Origin of the sequence: Streptomyces sp. ASQP_92 (genome assembly GCF_025399895.1) — a bacterium.
In the GTDB taxonomy this organism is placed as follows: Bacteria; Actinomycetota; Actinomycetes; order Streptomycetales; family Streptomycetaceae; genus Streptomyces.
Genome location: NZ_JAODUA010000020.1, coordinates 1 through 18,595 on the forward strand (window position 1 = coordinate 1; position 18,595 = coordinate 18,595).

Annotated in this window: 18 protein-coding genes; 9 read left to right on the plus strand and 9 right to left on the minus strand. The window is 72.1% G+C overall.

All coding sequences use genetic code 11. The features are described 5' to 3' along the window. The first annotated feature begins 522 nt into the window (after positions 1-522). Positions 523-855 (plus strand): MerR family transcriptional regulator, encoded by a 333-nt coding sequence (locus tag N4G70_RS30595; protein WP_261716013.1) that lies wholly within the window; start codon positions 523-525, stop codon positions 853-855. A gap of 41 nt (positions 856-896) precedes the next feature. On the opposite strand, the gene N4G70_RS30600 is transcribed toward N4G70_RS30595, so the two are convergent. Together N4G70_RS30600 and N4G70_RS30605 are read right to left on the minus strand one after the other, a co-directional pair. Continuing rightward, positions 897-1,331, minus strand: a complete 435-nt coding sequence (locus tag N4G70_RS30600) for a DUF2267 domain-containing protein (RefSeq protein WP_261716014.1) — start codon at positions 1,329-1,331, stop codon at positions 897-899. Positions 1,332-1,564: 233 nt separating this feature from the next. Further along, entirely contained in the window at positions 1,565-1,996 is a 432-nt protein-coding gene (locus tag N4G70_RS30605) for an Hsp20/alpha crystallin family protein (RefSeq protein WP_261716015.1), read from the minus strand. A 128-nt stretch (positions 1,997-2,124) separates the two neighbouring features. On the opposite strand from N4G70_RS30605, the gene N4G70_RS30610 reads away from it, so the two are divergent. After that, entirely contained in the window at positions 2,125-2,802 is a 678-nt protein-coding gene (locus N4G70_RS30610; RefSeq protein ID WP_261716016.1) for a type III effector protein, read from the plus strand. Positions 2,803-2,900: 98 nt separating this feature from the next. Here N4G70_RS30610 and N4G70_RS30615 read toward each other — a convergent pair whose 3' ends face one another. From N4G70_RS30615 to N4G70_RS30635, 5 genes are all read right to left on the minus strand, one after another. Beyond that, complete coding sequence (locus N4G70_RS30615; protein WP_261716017.1) at positions 2,901-3,191, minus strand: SCO0607 family lipoprotein; 291 nt, start codon at positions 3,189-3,191, stop codon at positions 2,901-2,903. A gap of 193 nt (positions 3,192-3,384) precedes the next feature. Continuing rightward, positions 3,385-4,920 carry a patatin-like phospholipase family protein gene (locus tag N4G70_RS30620; RefSeq protein ID WP_261716018.1) on the minus strand — a complete coding sequence of 512 codons (1,536 nt, stop codon included), beginning with the start codon at positions 4,918-4,920 and terminating at the stop codon, positions 3,385-3,387. A gap of 165 nt (positions 4,921-5,085) precedes the next feature. Continuing rightward, positions 5,086-6,240 (minus strand): hypothetical protein, encoded by a 1,155-nt coding sequence (locus tag N4G70_RS30625; RefSeq protein WP_261716019.1) that lies wholly within the window; start codon positions 6,238-6,240, stop codon positions 5,086-5,088. 144 nt (positions 6,241-6,384) lie between these two features. Then, entirely contained in the window at positions 6,385-7,140 is a 756-nt protein-coding gene (locus tag N4G70_RS30630) for a DUF4239 domain-containing protein (protein WP_261716020.1), read from the minus strand. A gap of 15 nt (positions 7,141-7,155) precedes the next feature. Beyond that, positions 7,156-9,135: a hypothetical protein gene (locus tag N4G70_RS30635; RefSeq protein ID WP_261716021.1), complete on the minus strand. Its 1,980-nt coding sequence runs from the start codon at positions 9,133-9,135 to the stop codon at positions 7,156-7,158. Positions 9,136-9,371: 236 nt separating this feature from the next. On the opposite strand from N4G70_RS30635, the gene N4G70_RS30640 reads away from it, so the two are divergent. Both N4G70_RS30640 and N4G70_RS30645 read left to right on the plus strand, forming a co-directional pair. Continuing rightward, the gene (locus tag N4G70_RS30640; protein ID WP_261716022.1) at positions 9,372-10,166 is read left to right on the plus strand and encodes an inositol monophosphatase family protein; all 795 of its coding nucleotides are present in this window, start codon (positions 9,372-9,374) and stop codon (positions 10,164-10,166) included. 205 nt (positions 10,167-10,371) lie between these two features. Next, positions 10,372-11,991, plus strand: a complete 1,620-nt coding sequence (locus tag N4G70_RS30645; RefSeq protein ID WP_261716023.1) for a hypothetical protein — start codon at positions 10,372-10,374, stop codon at positions 11,989-11,991. A 28-nt stretch (positions 11,992-12,019) separates the two neighbouring features. On the opposite strand, the gene N4G70_RS30650 is transcribed toward N4G70_RS30645, so the two are convergent. Together N4G70_RS30650 and N4G70_RS30655 are read right to left on the minus strand one after the other, a co-directional pair. Next, positions 12,020-13,324, minus strand: coding sequence for a M20/M25/M40 family metallo-hydrolase (locus N4G70_RS30650; protein ID WP_261716024.1), 1,305 nt, complete (start codon positions 13,322-13,324; stop codon positions 12,020-12,022). Then, positions 13,321-14,355, minus strand: coding sequence for an Lrp/AsnC family transcriptional regulator (locus tag N4G70_RS30655; RefSeq protein ID WP_261716025.1), 1,035 nt, complete (start codon positions 14,353-14,355; stop codon positions 13,321-13,323). Before N4G70_RS30655 ends, N4G70_RS30650 begins: the two co-directional genes overlap by 4 nt. Positions 14,356-14,464: 109 nt before the next feature. Between N4G70_RS30655 and N4G70_RS30660 the strand changes: the two genes are divergently transcribed. From N4G70_RS30660 to N4G70_RS30680, 5 genes are all read left to right on the plus strand, one after another. Continuing rightward, complete coding sequence (locus N4G70_RS30660) at positions 14,465-15,781, plus strand: MFS transporter (protein WP_399037437.1); 1,317 nt, start codon at positions 14,465-14,467, stop codon at positions 15,779-15,781. A 43-nt stretch (positions 15,782-15,824) separates the two neighbouring features. After that, on the plus strand, positions 15,825-16,136 hold the full coding sequence (locus N4G70_RS30665; protein WP_261716027.1) for a chorismate mutase: 312 nt from the start codon (positions 15,825-15,827) through the stop codon (positions 16,134-16,136). Then, a complete protein-coding gene (locus N4G70_RS30670) occupies positions 16,133-16,771 on the plus strand; it encodes a LysE family translocator (protein WP_261716028.1) in 639 nt (212 codons plus the stop codon). Before N4G70_RS30665 ends, N4G70_RS30670 begins: the two co-directional genes overlap by 4 nt. 126 nt (positions 16,772-16,897) lie before the next feature. Further along, positions 16,898-17,734 carry a 2OG-Fe(II) oxygenase gene (locus tag N4G70_RS30675; RefSeq protein ID WP_261716029.1) on the plus strand — a complete coding sequence of 279 codons (837 nt, stop codon included), beginning with the start codon at positions 16,898-16,900 and terminating at the stop codon, positions 17,732-17,734. 64 nt (positions 17,735-17,798) lie between these two features. Then, positions 17,799-18,458: an alanyl-tRNA editing protein gene (locus tag N4G70_RS30680; RefSeq protein ID WP_261716030.1), complete on the plus strand. Its 660-nt coding sequence runs from the start codon at positions 17,799-17,801 to the stop codon at positions 18,456-18,458. Positions 18,459-18,595: the final 137 nt, after the last annotated feature.

Here is an 18,595-nt window from a genome sequence, read left to right on the forward strand (position 1 = left end):
ATCCCGTGTCCGGTCTCCGGCTCGGTGATCCTCGTCCCGGTCGCCACGGCAGTCACAACCAGACCTCTTCTTGTCCCGACGACGTTTCGCAGACAGAAAAACTAACATGGCCAGGGTAGACATTGGACGGCTCAAGGGTTACGGTTTCTGCTGTAGCCAGAAGTTGAGGACCACAGAGCAGGGCAGACCTGAACTGCCCTGCGAGCAGCAAGCAGGACGTGCCTTCGGGCGCGAGCACCACCCGCGGTATCCAGCAGTACAACGCCAGTAACAAACCGAGGTAAGGAGCGAACGCCATCAGGATCGCCCGGGCGAGGCACAAGCCGCTCGGGTACCGCAGACCCCGGATTGGAAGGTGGTCCCCGGTCACGCATCCGCGATCCCCGCAGTCCCGCCCGCTCGGACGGCACCTGCGGATAAACAGTCCGGCGCACTGTGCCGGTAGATGGTGTTGAAAGCTCGGGGCCCGGGTCGCCAGTACGGCACCCGGGCCCCTCGACGCGTCCCCGAAAGAAGAGGTCTATGCCCGCTGTCGAACCCCGCCCCGTCGACAAGCTCGATGACGACGACTACCCCGCGTACACCATGGGCCGGGCCGCCGAGATGCTCGGCACCACCCCCGCCTTCCTGCGTGCGCTGGGCGAACACCGCCTGATCAATCCCCTGCGCTCCGAGGGCGGCCACCGCCGCTACTCCCGCTATCAGCTGCGTATCGCCGCCCGCGCCCGTGAACTGGTGGATCAGGGCACCCCGATAGAGGCTGCTTGTCGCATCGTCATCCTCGAGGACCAACTTGAAGAGGCCCGGCGCATGAACGAGGAGTTGCGCACCCGGGACCGCGAGCCGCAGAGGTAGCCGCGGACGCGGGCCCGGGCGGGGAACGCCGCCTCCAGCGGTCAGGCGGCCTGGGTGAGTTCGGCGCGACCGAATAGGAGGGCGTGGCCGGAGGGGAGTTGATCGAGGATGCGGGCGAGGAGGTCGGGACCCGCCAGCGCGGCGACCGTGGTGAGGACCGCCCCCGTGTCCCAGCGGGTCGTGGCCATGCTCGCGCCCGTGCGGGCGGCGAGGTCCTTGACGAAGGCCCACCCGGTGAGCGGCTCGGCGACCGGGATCTGCGCGGTGAGCACGAGGGCGGCCTCGACGGGCAGTCGGGCGGCGAGCTCGACCCGTTCGTCGCCCGTCAACTGGCGCCCCAGGCCCGCGAGTACGGTGTGGATGGCCCGCTCCGCCTGCTCCCGGGTGGGATAGGCGCCTTCGTACCGGACCTTCTCCAGCATCTGCTCGTACGTCGTCACGGGGACGTGCTGGGCCGGGTCGTTGCGGTGGAACATGGAGCGCTGTCGCCTTTCTCGTGACAGGGGTCGAGTGGCCCGGGCGGCCGGATCCGGCGGCCGCCGGTGGCCGGGTGTTCGACTGTCCGGCATTTCGGTGCCGGGGCCGGCGTGTTGACGGGTGCACGCATACGACGAGGGGGGGGCGGGCTCGGGGGCTCGGCGCCCGCCCTCCGCTCGCGTCGACCGCGGCTGCTGCCGCGTCTCCTACGGCTGCTACGGCTGCCGGGGACTCAGCCGGAGATCTGCTGGCGGGAGGACCCCACGCCGATGGCGATCTTGCGGGGCTTGGCCCGCTCGGCGATCGGGATGCGCAGGGTGAGGACACCCGCGTCGTAGTCGGCCCTGATCCGCTCGGTGTCCAGCGTGTCGGCCAGCACGATCTGGCGGGAGAAGACGCCCAGAGGGCGCTCCGACAGCTCCATCTTCACGTCGTCGGCCTTCGGCGAAGGGCGGCGCTCGGCCTTGACGGTCAGCATGTTCCGTTCGACATCGATGTCGATCGCGTCCGCGCTGACACCGGGGAGGTCGAAGGCCACGACGTACTCGTCGCCTTCGCGGTACGCGTCCATGGCCATCGTGGCCGGCCGCGTCCAGGTACCCGGGGCCACCAGCTGCTGGGTGAGCCGGTCGAGTTCGCGGAACGGGTCGGTGCGCATCAACATCGCGAAACACCTCCAGAAGGTTCGGGCAGTACCTGCCAATGCGCTTCACTGAAACCGTTGTAACATGTCATCCAATGGACGACAAGCCAGATGTCGTCGATCGGATGACAGTCGGAAGGAGGCGTCCCGTGACAGCAGCCGACCAACCGTCCCCTGCCCGCACCGATGCCCAGAGCCCCGCTTCGTTCTTCGCCGCCGCGGCGGCCCTGGAGGCCATAGAGGGCGAGCTGCGCGCCGCCCAGCACGAACCGGCGAGCGCCCGGGACGCCCTCACCGACGGCCCCGAGCAGGCGCTGGCCTCCCTCCTGCTGCTCCGGCAGATCCGCGAGGAGCTCTCCGGATGGGAGACCGGTCTCATCGAGTCCGCGCGTGAAGCCGGTGCGAGCTGGGCGGAGCTCGCGCAGCCCCTCGGTGTCGCGAGCCGCCAGGCGGCCGAACGCCGCTATCTGCGCAACCGCCCCGGCCCCGACGGCTCCACCGGCGAGCAGCGTGTCCAGGCCACCCGCGAACGCCGCGCGGCCGACCGCACCACGGCCGCCTGGGCTCGCGACAACGCGGCGGCTCTGCGACGCATCGCGAGTCAGATCTCCACTCTCGGCGACCTGGCCCCGGCCTCCCGCGGCCCCCTCACCCGGCTCGACGCGGCGCTCGGGGACAACGACCCCACGGCCCTGGTCGACCCGCTCGGCGCCGCCCGCCCCCATCTGACGAACACCCACCCCGACCTCGCCGCCCGCCTCGACGCACTGCTCAACTCCCGTGATTCCAGGGGAGCTTCAGCCCCGAAGCGGTCCCGCGGAGCCTGAGGGGACTGAAGTTCCCGGGGGCCGGGGCCTGAGGTCCGGGGCCCGAGGAGGGTCCCGAGGGCGGGCGCCGTCCCCGCTCCCCGGGAACCCAACCCCCTTCAGCTCTTGGGGACTTGGATGATCCGTCCCTTCTCGTCGACGGTGTGGGTCTGCCAGTACTGGTCCCACTTGTCCCCCACGTGCTGGGGGACCTTCCCCTCGGGGTAGCGGGTGTAGCCCTTGGGCGGCTGCTGATCGTCGTCGACGCAGGCCCTGCCGGTGGAGCCCACGGTGTGGACCGGGTACTCACCGCCTCCGCAGATCGCGTCCTGCGAGGAGCAGCCGGTCAGGGCAGACAGGAGGACCGCCGAGGCCGCCGCACACCACATCGGCATGCGGTGTCGTCGCATGCCGGTGCACGACGACGCTTTCCGGAGGGGCAGAGAGGGCGGGGGCGGGGGCTGGGGCACGGTGAACTCCCGGTGAGTAGTCGCTGCCACCCACCCTGCCCACAATGTCGGCGTACACGAATGCCGGTTGTACATCGGGACGCGTTCTGTGGGCGTGTCCTCCTTCGGTGGAGGTCTGGGGGCGGCTGGGGGCTCAGTCGGGCAGCGGGCCGAAGAGCATGTTCCCGGCGCAGCCGCGTTCCTCGCTGGTGAAGTAGTCCTGGAAGGCCTCGCTGAGTTCGTCGAGGCTGACGGCGCCGTCGCCGTTGGTGTCGACGCGGCGGGTCACGGTGAGGGCGTCCGCGGGGGCGACCCCGAAGGTCTGGAGCAGGCGCTGGGCCTCCTCGGCCTCCAGCATGTTGGTCCCGTTGGTGTCCGCCGTAGTGAGGAAGGCCACCACCATGGGCAGGAAATTGGCGAGATAGGCGTGGGGGGTGCCCACCAACTGCGCCACGGCCTCCTCGAAGGTGTCACGATCCAGGGGCGCCGACAGCTCCGTACCGGCCGCTTCGCACAGCCGCGCCCAGGACTCCTGGAACGCCTTGCCGAGGGTGGCCGCCCTGAAGGAGTCGGGACTGTGCCCGAAGGCCGCGGTGATCTCGGCGGCGGCACCCAGCCAGTCGCCCTCGGCGATCAGGCCGTCCTGGTCCTTGTCGAACAGGCCGAACAAGGTGCGGTACTTGGTGGCCAGGAACGGCGTGACGGCCCCTCGGCCGGAAGCCGCGCCGGACGGCGCGAGCTTCGCGCTGGTGGTGGTGAGGTACGAGCGCGCGACAGGGTTGGCCGAGGCGGCGAAGTGGGGCGAACGTCCCTGGTCGAGGGCGTCGAGGTACTCGCAGGTCGCGCGGTAACCGGCGGCCGCGCGGCGCTGGTTGAGGGCCAGCTCTTCGCGCGGGCCGGCTCGCAGGGCGACGTCCGAGCTCTCCGCGCCCGCTTCGCCACTGGGCAGAATGTGTACGCGGACACCGGGCGGATGGCTGCTGAGGATCTGGGCGAGCCGGTGGCGCCGGGAGATCTCGAAGACCGTCGGGCCGATCTGCCAGGGCCACCGGGCGGGCCGCAGCGGTCGCTCGCGCTGCCGCATCCGCAGGACGTAGACGGTGGTGGCGCCGTAGGCGACCGCCCTGCTGACCGGCGCGGTCTCGACGATGCCCCCGTCCACATAGTGCTCGTCGCCGATCCGTACGGGCGCCCAGAGTCCGGGGATGGCACAGGAGGCCAGGACGGCGGGGAGGAGCGGGCCGGAGTCGAAGTAGCGGGCGGCGGCGCGTTCGATGGAGCTGGCGACACACTGGTAGGGCAGCGCCAGATCCTCGATCCGGGTCCGCTCGCCCAAGTAGGGGCGGACCACCTCGCGCAGGGCGTCCATGGACGCGAAGGCCGGGTGCCGCCTGAAGGTATTGGTCAGCACGCCCCGTACCGTCACGGCCATGACGCGTCTACCGAGCAACTCCCGCCACAGTTCGGTGAGTTGGTCGCATACGGCCGGGGTGGGATTCTTGGCGAGCAGCGCGCCCTGCAAGGCGCCGACGGAGGTGCCGAAGACGAGGTCCGGGACGATGTCACGCTCGAACAGCGCGCGCAGCATGCCGACCTGGTAGCCGCCCAGCTTCCCGCCGCCGCCGAGGACGAACGCGGTGCGGGGGGCGGCTTCGGGCGAAGCCGTCGGGGGGATGTCCGCTGCGGGCATGCTTTCCTCCTGATGACGCTCTCCGTGCCCTGACGGGCCGGCCGTTGTGCCTTTCCGGGGGCCGTGGTGCGTTCCCGGCGAACCGTGGGCGCCGGGCCGGGGCCTGAGGCGCGGTCCCGGGTCCTGGCGCGCTGTCCCGGCGGGTTCGGCCGAGCGGGTGGTCGCTCAGCGGCGTGGCGGGTCGTCCCAGTCGACCCGGTCGGTGCGGCCGACCCGGCCGACCCGGCCGGTGCGGGTGGCCAGCACCCAGGCGTCCAGCTCTCGCCAGCGCTCGTACAGCCAGGTCTCGAAACCGTCCGGGTCACGCGGCACCTCTTCGGGTGCGAAGCTCCGCCAGGAGATGTGGAGGGCCGTCTCGTCGTACGACGAGTAGCCCGGGCCCAGACGCCACGGCAGCACGTCCTCGAGCCCTGTGTGTCCGACCACCAGCACCTGGGCGTCGGGGGCGGTGGCGAGCAACGCCCCCGCGCCGCGCGCGAGGGGCGGCAGCACATGGGGCATCGCCTCCGCCGCGGTAGCCAGGTCGTGCCGCCCGGAGCGACGCAGATACGCGATGCGGGCCCACCGTCGCCGGGTGCTGAAGTTCGTGCCCTCGGGCAGGATGACCGCGGCGTCACGGCCCAACCGGGGCCCCATGGCCGCGAATTCGCGTGCGGCTCTGGCCCGCCCTTCGGCGTTCCAGCGCAGCGGCATCACGGAGGTGAGCCGCAGCAGGGCCGCCGCCCCGGGAAGGCAGGCAGCGGCGCTCTTGCACACGCCGTACGGACGTCGCCGCAGCACGCCGGTGGCCAGATGGATTCCGAGCTGCATGTTCAGGAGCCCGGCGTGGCGCAGCAGGACGACGACGGGCCGCTCGGGGTCGAGGAGCGGCGGCTCCGGCCAGTGCACCCGTACGCCGATCGCACGCAGACCGGGGCCGAAGAACAGCCCGGTCGACCGGCGCACCAGATTCAGACAGAGAGCGTGGTGTTCGGACTGACTTAGGGGGGTGCGCCGCCGGGACGCGTGGAACCCGATGTCGTTGAGGACCGCGCTCACCTCGCAGGTGAGCAGGTACGTGCCGTACAGCAGCGCCAGTCGGGTCCCGCCCCGCACCGGCGGGGGCAGCCGGCGGGCACACGCTCCGAGGATCAGCAGCAGCGGGGACAGGCCGAGCACGACGAGCACACATGCCACGAGGAGGGCGAGCCGGCCGCAGGTATGAAGCGCCCTCAGCACGGCGCGCAGCCCGTCCTCCAGGCTGCCGCGAGCCGTGTGCGCGGGCACTTGGCAGACCGCCTCCGGCATGGCCGGACCGACTCCCTGCTCCATGGGGTTCATGGACAATTGGGTCTCACACGTGACAGACCCGCGCAAGCCGGGCCACCCCTCGGACCGGGACGAGGTATGTACGGCCGATTGGACGCCCAGGGGCTCCGTACCGGCGAAGGCCGTGAGACGAACGAGCGGTCACCGGGGCTCGGCTCACACCGTGAAGTAACGGGTGAACGCGGAGGTGTCGGTGCCGAGGTAGCCGCCGAAGGGCGCGTCCAGTTCGTGGATGAGCAGCACCAGGAAGGTGATGAGCGCGGCCAGGCCCATGACCATCACGATGTGGGTGAGGTTGCGCTGGATGCCGAAGAGGAACATGAAGGCCACGGTCAGCACTCCGCCCAGGATCAACCCGAGCCACAGGACCGGCGAGAGACTGCTCTGGGCGTCCTCCTCCCGGCCGCGGCGCGCCTCGTCGAGCGTGCCCAGCTGGGAGAGGAGTTCCTGGGCGGCCATCTGCTGCGCCGGGGTGGCGGTGGCCGGGACGCGAGCCGCGGTGCGCAGCTGATCGAGCATGGTCCAGCCTTCGGAGCCGAGGTCGTCGCGGGCCGCCATCCTCGGCCACTCGTTGGCGACGACGTGGCGGGCGTACTGCTCCGAGATGGCCCTGACCCGGCTCCGCTCGTCGGGCGGCAGGGCGTCCGCCACCAGATACGTCTGGTGCAGGGCGCCGGCCTCCGCCTGTACGTGGGACGAGGCGTTGTCGGTGGTCTCCCAGACGGACACCAGGGCGAGCCCCAGCACCAGCGCGTACAGCACACCGACCATCATCGAGATGTACTCGGCGACGTCCTCGCGCGGCTCGTCGTCCGGATCCGGGGGGAAGAAACGGTGTTTCGCCATCACGGTCGCGGCGGCCACGAGGGCCACCGCGAGGGTGATGGCGAGAGCCTGCATGGCAGGGGACACGAGAGCTCCTCGGGATTATGGCCGGCGTGAGCCCAGGAGCAGCGCCGCCAGGACGGCCGGCATGAGAAACAGGAGCAGCAGCGCCATCATCGACAGAGCGCGGTGCTCCTGGGCGTGGTGGTGCAGCCTGCCGAGGAACGACGTCGACCGCTCGCGCGGCTGGGCGACGTTCGGACGGGCCGGGTTCTCAACTGCCGGGCGCTGTACGGGCGCTGGGCCCACGACTCCCTCGCCGGGTGGTTGCGCCGCCGGGTTGTTCCCCGGGGGTGGCGCGGCGGGTGCGGCGGGCGGCACGGCCGGTGCGGGTGCCGCGCCCGGGGGCGCGACGCCGGCCGGCGGCGCGCCGGGGGGCACGGCCCCGGGTGGTGCGGCCCCGGGTGGCGCGGGAGGCGCTTCCGCCGGCGGCTGCTCGCCCGGCTGCGGCGCGCCGGGCTGCGCGGCGGGAGCGCCCGGTCCGCCCGGCCCCGCGGGGGTGCCGGGGGACCCGAACGGCGGTGGCGCACCCGGTACGCCGAAGGCGGGCGGCGCGACGGGCGCGGCAGGTGCGCGCCTGTTGGGCGGCCTCGCCGCGCCGGGCGGCCTTCGGGGCTGCTGCCCGGCGCCGGGCACGCTGGACGACGGCGGGTTCACCGGCGAAGACGGCGGCGTGACGGCCGGGGGCTCGGGCAGGACGAACGAAGCCGTGGACCGGGCGCTGAGCACCGGTGGCTCCACGCCGAGCCCGCCCGGACCCAGCGTGGCGATCCGGTCGGTTCCTGTGGCGGTGGCCGCACTCAAGTAGGTGCCGGGATCGCGCCGCACCTGGACGGTGCAGACGACGGATGCGCCGGGTGCCAGCTCCGGCACGTCCTCCCGGCCCGAGCAGTCGATGCGAGCCGGGGCCGGGGCCGGATCGGCGACCGGGGTGCGGTCCAAGGCCAGGGCCGGCTCGGCCGACCCGGTGCCCACCGAAGCCATGGCCGGCTGGACCAACCCGGCGCTCATCGAAGCCATGGCCGGCTCGACCAACCCGGCGCCCGCCGAAGCCAGAACGGGATCCGCCGACCCGGCACGAGTCGAAGCCAGAACCGCCGGATGCGCCAACGCGGGATGGGCGGCAGCCGGCGCCGGGTCCGCCACCCCGGCATCCGCCGAACCCAGCACCGGATCCGCCCACCCGGCGCCCGCCGAACCCACACCCGCATCCCCCGACCCGGCACGACTCGAACCCAGAACCGCCGGACGAGCCAACGCGGGATGGGCGGCAGCCGGCGCCGGATCCGCCACCCCGGCACCGGTAGAAGCCAGTCCCGCATCCCCCAACCCAGCACGACTCGAACCCACACCCGCACCCCCCAACCCAGCACGACTCGAACCCAGAACCGCCGGACGAGCCAACCCGGCACCGGCCGAAGCCAGAGCCGGATCTGCCGACCCCCTGCGGGCGGACGCCAGGACCGGGTCGGCCAGTCGGATGTCGTACACCGGCCGGTTGCCGGGGTTGGCCAGGACGTAGCGGATCTCGGCCTCGTTGAAGCTGATGAGCCGGGCGCTCTCGGACAGCGCGAGGCCGCCGGTGACCCCCTCGTATCCGCTCCGCGCGGAGGCCCGGATGCGCATGTCGAGCGACGGGATCTCGCCCGTCGCCACGACCCAGGCGGTGTGCGCCCCGGGGTCCGCGGGCAGTTCGGCCGTGCAGGTGGTGCTCGACAGCGCGGGCAGGTAACCGGGGCGCCCGGCGCCCCCGCGGCAGCGGATCAGCGCGCCCGGCACGGCCGGGTCGGTCAGCCGGACGGCGGACAGATCGGCCTCGCCGTGGTTGGTCAGCCGGTACACCTTGACCACCGGGGCGCCCACCCGGATACCGGGCCGCAGCGCCCCGAGCCCGGGGCGCGTGTTCACCGTGACGGTCAGCTGCAAGCTGTGCGTGCTCGTTCCACCGGCGCGGGCGGTCGGCACGGCTCCGGCGAGCACCCCGGGCAAGGTGGCGACGGCCGTGAACGCGACAACGAACACCGTCCGCCGAGCGGTCGGACAACCGCGCGGGAGCCCCATCCCGATTCCCTTCCGCCGGAGAAGCGCCTTGCGGACAGATCGTCACCGACGGAAGGGGGCGGGGCCTTCAGGCGTGCCGCAATGCTCCGATAATCTTATAAATGTAACTCTTATGGGGGGTCTGTTCCTGTCTCTTCCGGAGTCGGGCGACGGATGGATCCGAGAGCGGCGAGGACCACCCCGGTAGCCTGCGCCGCATGATCAACACCTACACCCGCTCCGAAGACGCCGACGTCGCGATAGCTGCCGCGCGTGCCGGTGCCGAAGTGGTACGCGGCGGCTACGGGCAGCACCTCGCCCGTATCGACAAGGGCGGCGGGGATTTCGCCACCGCGGCCGACCTGGCGGCCGAGCGGGCGATCCTCGACGTCATTCGGTCAACTCGCCCCAACGACGCGGTACTTGGCGAGGAAGGCGGGCAGCGGGGCGCCCTCGACGCGTCCCGGCAGTGGCTGGTGGATCCGTTGTGCGGCACGCTCAACTACGCCGTCGGCACGATGGTGGTGGCCGTCAACGTGGCCCTGCGCGGCGGCCCCGCGGCAGTGGCCGACCCCTTCACCGGCGAGGTCTTCTTCACCGACGGCGTGACCGCGCGGGTCCGCCAGGACGGCAGGGACACCCCCCTGACGCCGACGGCGGCGACCCGGCTCGTGGACGTCAACCTCGATCCGCCCTTTCCCCACGCGCCCACGTTCCGCGCCACGGACTTGCTGGGGCACCCGACGTTCGTCGCGCGCTTCCGGCCCCGCGTCGTGTCCAGCACGCTCGCCCTGGCCTGGGTCGCGGCGGGCAAGCGAGCCGCCTATGTCACCGACGGCGCCGACCTTTCCGCCAGCGTCCACTTCGCCGCCGGTATCGCACTGTGCCGGGCCGCGGGCTGCGTGGTCACCGGTATCGACGGCGCCCCGATCGGCGAGGGCGGGCCCGGAGTCGTGGCGGCGGCCGATGCCGAGACTCATGAGCTCCTGATGTCGATGATCCGGCCTCGATGATCCGGCCTCAGGGAGAGAACGCCCCCGCGCCGCACCGGTAGTAGCCCCCGCCGTCCGGCGTCCTACGAGGCAGTTTCGCCACCCGAAACTGTGTGCGGCCAGACACGCCGGGCCCGAAGTTCCGCTTCATCCGGAGGCCGCCCGTTCCATCCCCGATGATGAGGACCGCCCGGGCAACGCATCGAGGAGGACGGGGAGTACGCACATGACGATGGAGGCCGGTTCACGGCAGGAGGAGCGCGTCCCGGGCCGGGTGTGGACGGTGCGCCTGGCCCCCCACGGCCGACCCTCCGCCGGGGCGGTGACACTGTCCTGCTCGCGCCCCGCCTGCGCCGACCAGCGCTTCCCCGACGGCGCCGCCGCCGGCCGCAAGGCGGCGGTCGGCCACGTCAACATGCACCTGGCCCACATCCGCACGAGCGGCGGACCGCGCCGCGAGGCGTGGTGCGCCTGTCGTGCCGCCGACTGCGCCTGGCACACCCCCGACCCCGCCGTCCGCCGCCGCGAGGCTCCGCCGACGGCGGCCACCTCCCGGTGCGGCGGCCCGGTCGTCCTGACCGTGTACGCGGACCGGGCCGGGCGGTTGTGGCGGATCGCGGAGACGTGCGCGCGCTGCGCGGCCGCCACCCCCGGCTGCCGCGCCCTGGACACCGCGCCGCCCCCGGCGCAGGTGGACCGGGCGGCGGGCGAGCGCGTCACGGCCTCGGAGCCCCCGGCCGGTTCGGCCGGGGACCGCGTGGCGCCCGTGTTCTCCGACCGGCTCCCCTCCCCCGCCGGTGACGCTCCGCCGGTCCCCGCCACCGAGGCCGCCCCGGTGCCACGGGCCCGGGTCGCCCCGCCGGGCACGGCGGCCGGGCGGGGCAACCAGCGCGGGAAGATCGCGCAGCGCATCGTGCCGCCCGACCTTCAGCCCGACGCCCTGCGGCTGGAACTCATCGACCTGGGCGACGCGTTCCGCGCCTACCAGCAGCGCACCGAACCCGACCTGGTACTCCTGGCCGAACTCCACGAGCGCAAGGCCCGGGCGTTCGCCCTGTGGGCCGACGTCAGCGGCGACAGCGCCCTGCGCCATGAGGCGCGGCGCGCCGAGAAGGCGGCGCAGACCACGCTCGACATGCACCACAACCGCACCGGCAGCCCCGGGGGCGGGCCCGCGGCGCCGGAGCGGTTGCTGACCCCGAAGCAGGCCACGCACGCGCGCACCGTGCTGGAGTACGTCCGGACCCAGGCCCCGGGGCCGGAGCCCGAAGTACGTCTCGCGGTCCTCATGCTCACCCTGCGGGCGGCCCGCGGCGGCACGGGGAACATCACAGGACAGGACCTCACCGGCTGGTTGCAGGGCGACGCCGAACACGTACTGGAGAGCCTGGTCGCGGCCGACTGGCTGCGTCTGCCCGCCACCGTCACCGAAGCGCTGGCCTCCCAGCCCGAGGACCCCACCGCGATCACCGTTCCCGCCCTGCTGCCCGAGCAGCCCCGGCCCTTCGACTTCGGCAAGACCAGCCGGGCCAGGATCTCCGGCTGGGCCCAGAAAGCCGTCGGCGACCGGAAGATCCGCAAGAGCAGGCTGGGCGCCGCCACCCGCCTGCTCGCCCTGTACACCGCCGCCCACGCCCGCGCCGACGGCACGCTGGCAGGGCCCGAGAACGGTGAACTGCCTCTGGAACAGGCCGCGTTGTTCTGCGGCGTCTCACCCGACGAGATCGCCGACCACGCCGAGCTCCTGGTGGCGGCCGACTGGCTGACCGAGGTCGACACGGGCGGGGGCACCCTGCGCGGCCGCCTCACCGAGCGCGTCCTGCCGCTGGGAGGGCTCGTCTCCTAGGCGGTGCCGAACGGCCGTGGCCGGTACCTCAGTACGCGGAGAGGAAGCGGTCCAGGACCCGGGTTCCGAAGGTGAGGGAGTCGATGGCCACCCGTTCGTCGACGCCGTGGAACATCGACACGAAGTCGCTGTCGTGGGGCAGGCGCAGCGGCACGAAGCCGAAGCAGCGGATGCCGAGGCGGGAGAAGTGCCGGGCGTCGGTGGCGGAGGACATGCAGAACGGCACGAGCCGGGCGGTGGGGTCCTCGGCGAGAAGCGAGGCGGCGATGGTCTCGGTGAGCGCGGCGTCGGGGCCGTTCTCATGTCCCTGGCCTCGCGGGATGACGTTCCAGTTGACCTCGGGCGGGATCAGGCGACGCAGCGCGGCGAGGAACTCGTCCTCGAAGCCGGGCACGCTGCGGCAGTCGATCTGGGCATGCGCGTCGGACGGGACCACATTGGGCGCGCCACCGGCCCGCAGCACGACGGGGGTCGCCGTGTGGCGCAGCGTCGCCCCGACGATGCGGCCCACGGCGCCGACCGCCGCCAGCGCCTCGTCCGGGTCGCCGGAGGCGTCGTCGAGGTCGAAGGCCTCCCCCAACTGGTCGAGGAAGTCACGGGTGGTGTCGGTAAGGCGCAAGGGGAAGGGATGGTCGGCAATGGCGGTGACCGTACGGGCCAGGGCCTGAACGGCGTTGCGGTCGTTGAGCATGGAGCCGTGCCCGGCCAGGCCGCGTGCGGTGAGCTCCAGGGTGAACGCCCCTTTCTGGGCCGTCTCCAGGAGGTAGAGAAAGCCCCTGGGGGTGGGGACGCTGAACCCGCCGACCTCTCCGATGGCCACCTCGCAGTCGGCGAAGAGCTCCGGATGGTTCTCGATCAGCCAGCCGGCCCCATGACCTCCGCCGTCCTCCTCGTCGGCGACGAAGGCGAGGACCAGATCGCGCCGCGGGGCGCGGCCCGCGGCGTGCATGCCGGTCACCACGTCCAGCGTCATGGCGACCATGTCCTTCATGTCGACGGCGCCCCGGCCCCACACGTATCCGTCGGCGACCTCCCCCGAGAAGGGGTGCACCGACCACCCGGTGGGGTCGGCGGGCACGACGTCGAGGTGACAGTGGATCAGCAGGGGCGGCAGGTCCTGTTCGCGGCCCGCGACGCGTGCCACGACATTGGTACGCCCGGGACTGCCCTCCAGGAGGAGCGGTTCGAGGCCCACGTCGGCGAGGCGGGCGGCCACGTACTCGGCCGCCTCCCGTTCGGGACGGCGACCGACGGTGGTGTCCATGCGTATGAGGTCGGAGCAGTACTGAACGACGTGTGAGGTGGTGGTGACCGCCTCGGTGGTGGTACTCATGTCCGTTCTCCTTCCGCCCGAGGGCGCGTTGGGGTTGGGGCGTGGCGCGCCGGAGAGGGCGCGGCAAGGGCGAAGCCCCCGCGCTTGAACGTCTCCAGCAGGATGGAGACGTCGATCTCCGAGACGGCGTCCAGGGCGCCCACCACATCGGTGAGGAACGCCTGGAGGTGGTGGGTGTCCCTCACCGCCACATGCGCGCAGATCTGGTACGACCCGCTGACCGAGACCAGGGTCATCACCTCCGGCCGCTCCGACAGGGTCTGCCCGACGTCGTCCAGGTGCCGGTAGGAGACGCGCAGCCACAGGAGCGCCTCGGTGGTCAGACCGAAGAGGGAGGGCGCCACGTCGGCCCGGATGCGCACCACTCCCTGTTCGAGTACGGCGGTGAGCCGGCGGGAGGCCGTGGCCTGGCTGACGCCGAGTTCACCCGCGAGCCGGGTGGTGGACATCCGCCCGTCCCGCGCGAGGAGTTCGGTGATGCGGTGTTCCTCCGCATGCAGGTCGATGACGCCGGACCGGCCGCCGAACGCCGAGCGGGGCTCCTGCCGCAGCGCCCGCTCCTCGTCCTCGGTGAGCGCGCCGCCGTTCCACTCGTGGGTGCCGGTGTAGAAGCGCAGCACCGGGTACGCGGACGAGCTGCGCACCTGGGGTGGGAGCCGGTCGAAGAGGAAGGTGCGCAGCGAGCTCTGGCTCTCGGGGATGACCTCGACGAAGTGGTCGAAGGAGCCGCACAGCGCCATGACGGTGCGGGTTTCGGCCAAGTCGGAGAGCGAGGCGGCGATCGCGCGGGCGCTCCCGGTCTCCACCCGCAGCCCCAGGAGCACCGGCGCGGGACGGCCGATGAGCTGGGTGTCGAGAACGCCGATGACACGGATCATCCCCTCGTCGAGCAACCGCTGGCCCCTGCGCGCGGTGGTGCGTTCGGACAACCCCAGGACCTGGGCGATCTGGTCCCACGGCGCGCGGCCATGGAGTTGAAGGGCCGAGGCGATACGCTTGTCTGTCGCATCTGCGATGCCATTCTTACTCATAATTGGCGCCATTATGGCGGAACAATGCAAGGGCAGATACAGCCTTGACGGTTCCATTCAGTACTGCCACAGTGACTGACGCAGCACGGAAGGTTGCCGGGGGGAGACCGTGGACGAAGGACGCAGGACACCAGCCGCCCCAACTCCGGGGCGCAGGAACTTGGTTGCCGCGACCGTGGGCAACGCCCTCGAGTGGTACGACTGGAACGTCTACGCGCTGATGGCGCCCTTCTTCGCGACGCGGTTCTTCGTCGCGGGAAGCGCCACCACCGCACTGCTCTCCTCCCTGGCGGTCTTCGCGGTGGGCTTCGTCGCCCGGCCGGTGGGCGGCCTGGTCATGGGAGTGATCAGTGACCGGCGCGGCCGCAGGACCGCGATGCTGTGGTCGATCGCGCTCATGGCGGCGGGAAGCCTTCTGATCGGGCTCACCCCGGCGCACGACGCCATCGGCGTACTGTCGCCGCTGCTGCTCGTGTTCGCGCGGCTGGTCCAAGGCCTGTCCGCGGGTGGGGAGTTCGCCGCTTCGGCGGCGTACCTGGTGGAGTCCGCCCCCGACCGCCGCAAGGGCCTGTATTCCAGCTTCCTGTACACGGGCAACCTGGTCGGCACCCTCCTGGCGACAGGGCTCGGCGCCCTGCTCGCCCTGGTCCTGGATCACGACGCGATGACGGCGTGGGGTTGGCGCCTGCCGTTCCTCGTCGGTGGCGTGGCGGCCGTCCTCCTCGGACTGATGCGGCGTCAGATGGAAGAGACACTGCCTCCGTCGGTCCGCCGGGACACCGCGGGCGAGGGGATCCTCGCCCCCCTCCGTCGGAACGCTCCGGCCGCGATGGTGTTGTGCGGCATCACCGCCGGTGCCACGGTCGCCTATTACACCTGGATCGTGGCACTGCCCGGACACGCGGTCGCGGGCGGTCAACTCGGCCCGGGACAGGCCCTGTTGGCGGCCACCATCGCCCAGGCGCTCCTCCTGGCGGCCCTGCCGTTCGTCGGGATGCTCGCGGACCGCGTCGGGCCGCGCCGTCTGATCCTCGCGTTCTCCGGCGGTCTCGCGCTGCTGTGCGTCCCCCTCTACTCCCTGGCCCAGGGCTCGTTCACGGGCCTGCTCACCGCCGAGGTCATCGGCCTGCTGCTGTTCAGCGGGTACGGAGCCACGGCCGCGCTCGTCATGGTGGAGCTGTTCCCCCTGGGGGCACGCGGCATCGGGGTCGGGCTCCCCTACGCCGCGACCGTGGCTGCCTTCGGTGGCACCGCGCCCTATGTGAGCGTCTGGATGGACGGACACGGCCCCAAGGCCGCCTTCCCCGTCTACGTCGCCCTGCTCTGTGTGCTCACCTTCGCCGTGGCCTGGCGCAAGCTCGACCACGGTCGCGGCTCCGCCGTCCCGGACCCGGCGCCCCACGCCGAACGCCTCAGCATGCCCTGACCGGAGGGGCCGAGCGCCCCGTCGACCCCCCACCCTCCAATCCGTGCCGGAGACAGACATGTCCTTGCCCGCCGTGGCCCCCAACGACATCACCAGCCTGCGCAGCAAAATCGACGCCATCGACGCGGAGATCACCCGCCTGGTCGCGGAACGCCGGGCCTACTCCCACGCGGTACAGGCAAGCCGGTTGCACCGCGGAGGACCGCGTACCGAACTCGCCAGGGAGCGCCGGATCATCGAGCGCTACGCCGCGGACCTCGGCCCGGCCGGAATCGCGCTGGCCAACTTACTGCTGACCGACTGCCGCGGGACCCTGCCCCACTCGCTCGCGATGGCGCGCGGGGTGCGGGCATGATGATCAGCGCGGGAGTGGTGGCGTCGTACTCGGTCGTGGCCCTCCTGGGCGCGATGTCGCCCGGCCCCGACTTCGCCCTGGTCAGCCGTTTCGCGGCCCTCCAGGGGCGGCTCGTGGGACTCGGCGCCGCGGCCGGTGTCGCCGCGGGGATGGCGGTCAACACGATCGCCGCCGTGTGCGGTGTCGGCGCGGCCCTGGCCGCCTCACCGGCCGTCTTCCGCGCCATCACCCTGGCGGGCGCCGCCTACCTCTGCTACATCGGGGTCCGCGCGCTGCTCGCCGCCCGCCAACGGGACGACGGCGCCGCCCCGGAGAGCGAGCCGGAGGCACAGCGCACGACCGTGCCCTGGGTCGCGTTCCGGCAGGGGCTGATCACCAACGTCCTGAACCCCAAGTCCGTGGTCTTCCTCATCGCACTGCTCCCCCAGTTCCTGACCGACCGCTCGACCTGGGCGGACAAGGCGGTCCTCGGGGCGATCACGGTGCTCGCCGTGCTGGCGTGGTTCAGCGCGGTGTCGCTGGCGGTCGGCGCGTTCCAGGCCGTCTTCAGGAAGTCGGCAGCGCGACGGGCCCTGAACGCCGTCACCGGTCTCGTCCTCGTATCCATCGCGGCATTCCTCGTCGTCGTGTCCTGACCCCCGCGCCGACCGTGCCGCACCCCTCCGGGAGCCGTGAACTCCGGTCGCAGTAACGGAAGTCGCACGCCCGGTCCCCCTTACCCACGCTCAGCGGAATCCCCGCTTCACCAGCCAGGAGCACCGATGTCCAGCACCCTTCATGACGCTTCTCTCGTCGCCGAGAACACGGATGTCATCCAGCAGATCGACCCGCTCTTCGACGTGTTATCGAGCACCGTCCCCTACCGCTCCGACCTCGTGCGGCTGGCCGCGGGCACCCTGGCCGCCGTGCGCATACCGTCCCACCTGCCCGCCGACAGATGCGCCGAGCTGGTGCGGGCGCTCGATGACTGCGAGTTCGACACCTACGACGAGCGGCGGATCTTCCCTCCGGTCACCAAGCTCGGCCCCGCCGTCTTCGACTACTACCTCGATGACACCATCCGCGCCGAGTACTGGGAGCACGCCGAGCAGTCGCGCCGCACCTGGAAGCGGATCGTCGGCGACAACGACCCCCTGGACATGCTGATTTCGGAGCTGCGCCTCATCTGGCAGGGCCCGGTGGAGCCCGCGACCGTGGGCGGCCGGGAGCTGTTCGTCGGCATGGTGCGCGAGTTGACGGGCGGCGCCCGCATGCACTTCGACGAGCTGATGCGCGAGTTCCCCGGTGTGGTGGACCAGGAGCTGGTGGCCCAGTTCGGCTTCAACTGCTACATCAGCGTGCCCGAGGACGGCGGCGACCTCGTCGTCTACCGGCGCCGCTGGAAGCCGAGCGACGAGCGCGAGCGCATCGGCTACGGCTGGTCCGAGCGCGTCGCGGCCGATGAGCCCCGCGTCATGGTCAAGCCGGAGGTGGGCGACTCGGTGTGGTTCGACTCGCGCAACTTCCACGCCATCACGCCCAACACCGCCGGGCGCCGCCTGTCCATCTCGTTCTTCTGCGGTGTCACCCCGGAGAACAAGCTCGTGCTCTGGTCCTAGACCCGCACGGGTGCGGTCCGGCACCGCCGTACGTCTCGACACCGAGGACCAGAGGGAAGACACAGTGCGCACCGAAGAACTCCACCGCAAGGACGCCTACCTCCGCAGCTTCGAGGCGACGGTGGTACGGGCCGAGGACGACATCGTCGAACTGGACGCCACGGCGTTCTACGCCCGCGGCGGCGGGCAGCAGGGGGACCAGGGCGTCCTGGGCGGCCACCAGGTCGTGGACACCGTGGTCGCCCAGGACCGGCTCAGCGTGCTGCACCGGATGGCGTGGACCGGGGACCCGCTGCGCGCGGGTGACCGGGTCGCCGGTTACGTCGACTGGGAGCGCCGGTACGCGCTGATGCGGCTGCACAGCGCCCAGCATCTGCTGTGGCTCGCCCTCACCCAGGAGTACGGTCCCGAACAGCAGGACCGGGGTGGGGAGATCCGTCCGGAGAAGGCGCGTCTCGATGTCGCCTGGAGCAAGGATGAGCGTCCGTCCGCCGAGGCCCTCACCGCGCGTCTGGACACCCTGGTCGCCGCCGACCTGCCCATCGAACGGTACGTCGTCGACGAGGGCGCCGGCCGCTGGGAGTGGCGGATCGAGGGCCACCCGCCCATTCCGTGCGGGGGCACTCATGTGCGGCGCACCTCCGAGGTGGGCCCGCTGGTGGTGACGGTCAAGGGCAAGGGCCGTGACACCGCCCGCCTCACGGTCGCCCCGGTCGACCGCTGAGGACGGCCGTAGAGATCCGGGGGCGATATCCGGGGGCGATAGCAGCCCGCTGCGGGCGTCTGCCGAGATCCGGGGGCGGTAGCAGCCCTGCGGGCGGCAGCCGGCATCCGGGGGTGTCGGCGCACCCCCTTGCGGCG

What these genes read in the sequence shown, in the direction of transcription:
- N4G70_RS30595 (WP_261716013.1), top strand. Translation starts at nt 523, where the DNA reads ATGCCCGCTGTCGAACCCCGCCCCGTCGACAAGCTCGATGACGACGAC.
- N4G70_RS30600 (WP_261716014.1), bottom strand. Translation starts at nt 1,331, where the DNA reads ATGTTCCACCGCAACGACCCGGCCCAGCACGTCCCCGTGACGACGTAC.
- N4G70_RS30605 (WP_261716015.1), bottom strand. Translation starts at nt 1,996, where the DNA reads ATGTTGATGCGCACCGACCCGTTCCGCGAACTCGACCGGCTCACCCAG.
- N4G70_RS30615 (WP_261716017.1), bottom strand. Translation starts at nt 3,191, where the DNA reads ATGCGACGACACCGCATGCCGATGTGGTGTGCGGCGGCCTCGGCGGTC.
- N4G70_RS30620 (WP_261716018.1), bottom strand. Translation starts at nt 4,920, where the DNA reads ATGCCCGCAGCGGACATCCCCCCGACGGCTTCGCCCGAAGCCGCCCCC.
- N4G70_RS30625 (WP_261716019.1), bottom strand. Translation starts at nt 6,240, where the DNA reads ATGAACCCCATGGAGCAGGGAGTCGGTCCGGCCATGCCGGAGGCGGTC.
- N4G70_RS30640 (WP_261716022.1), top strand. Translation starts at nt 9,372, where the DNA reads ATGATCAACACCTACACCCGCTCCGAAGACGCCGACGTCGCGATAGCT.
- N4G70_RS30645 (WP_261716023.1), top strand. Translation starts at nt 10,372, where the DNA reads ATGACGATGGAGGCCGGTTCACGGCAGGAGGAGCGCGTCCCGGGCCGG.
- N4G70_RS30650 (WP_261716024.1), bottom strand. Translation starts at nt 13,324, where the DNA reads ATGAGTACCACCACCGAGGCGGTCACCACCACCTCACACGTCGTTCAG.
- N4G70_RS30655 (WP_261716025.1), bottom strand. Translation starts at nt 14,355, where the DNA reads ATGAGTAAGAATGGCATCGCAGATGCGACAGACAAGCGTATCGCCTCG.
- N4G70_RS30670 (WP_261716028.1), top strand. Translation starts at nt 16,133, where the DNA reads ATGATGATCAGCGCGGGAGTGGTGGCGTCGTACTCGGTCGTGGCCCTC.
- N4G70_RS30675 (WP_261716029.1), top strand. Translation starts at nt 16,898, where the DNA reads ATGTCCAGCACCCTTCATGACGCTTCTCTCGTCGCCGAGAACACGGAT.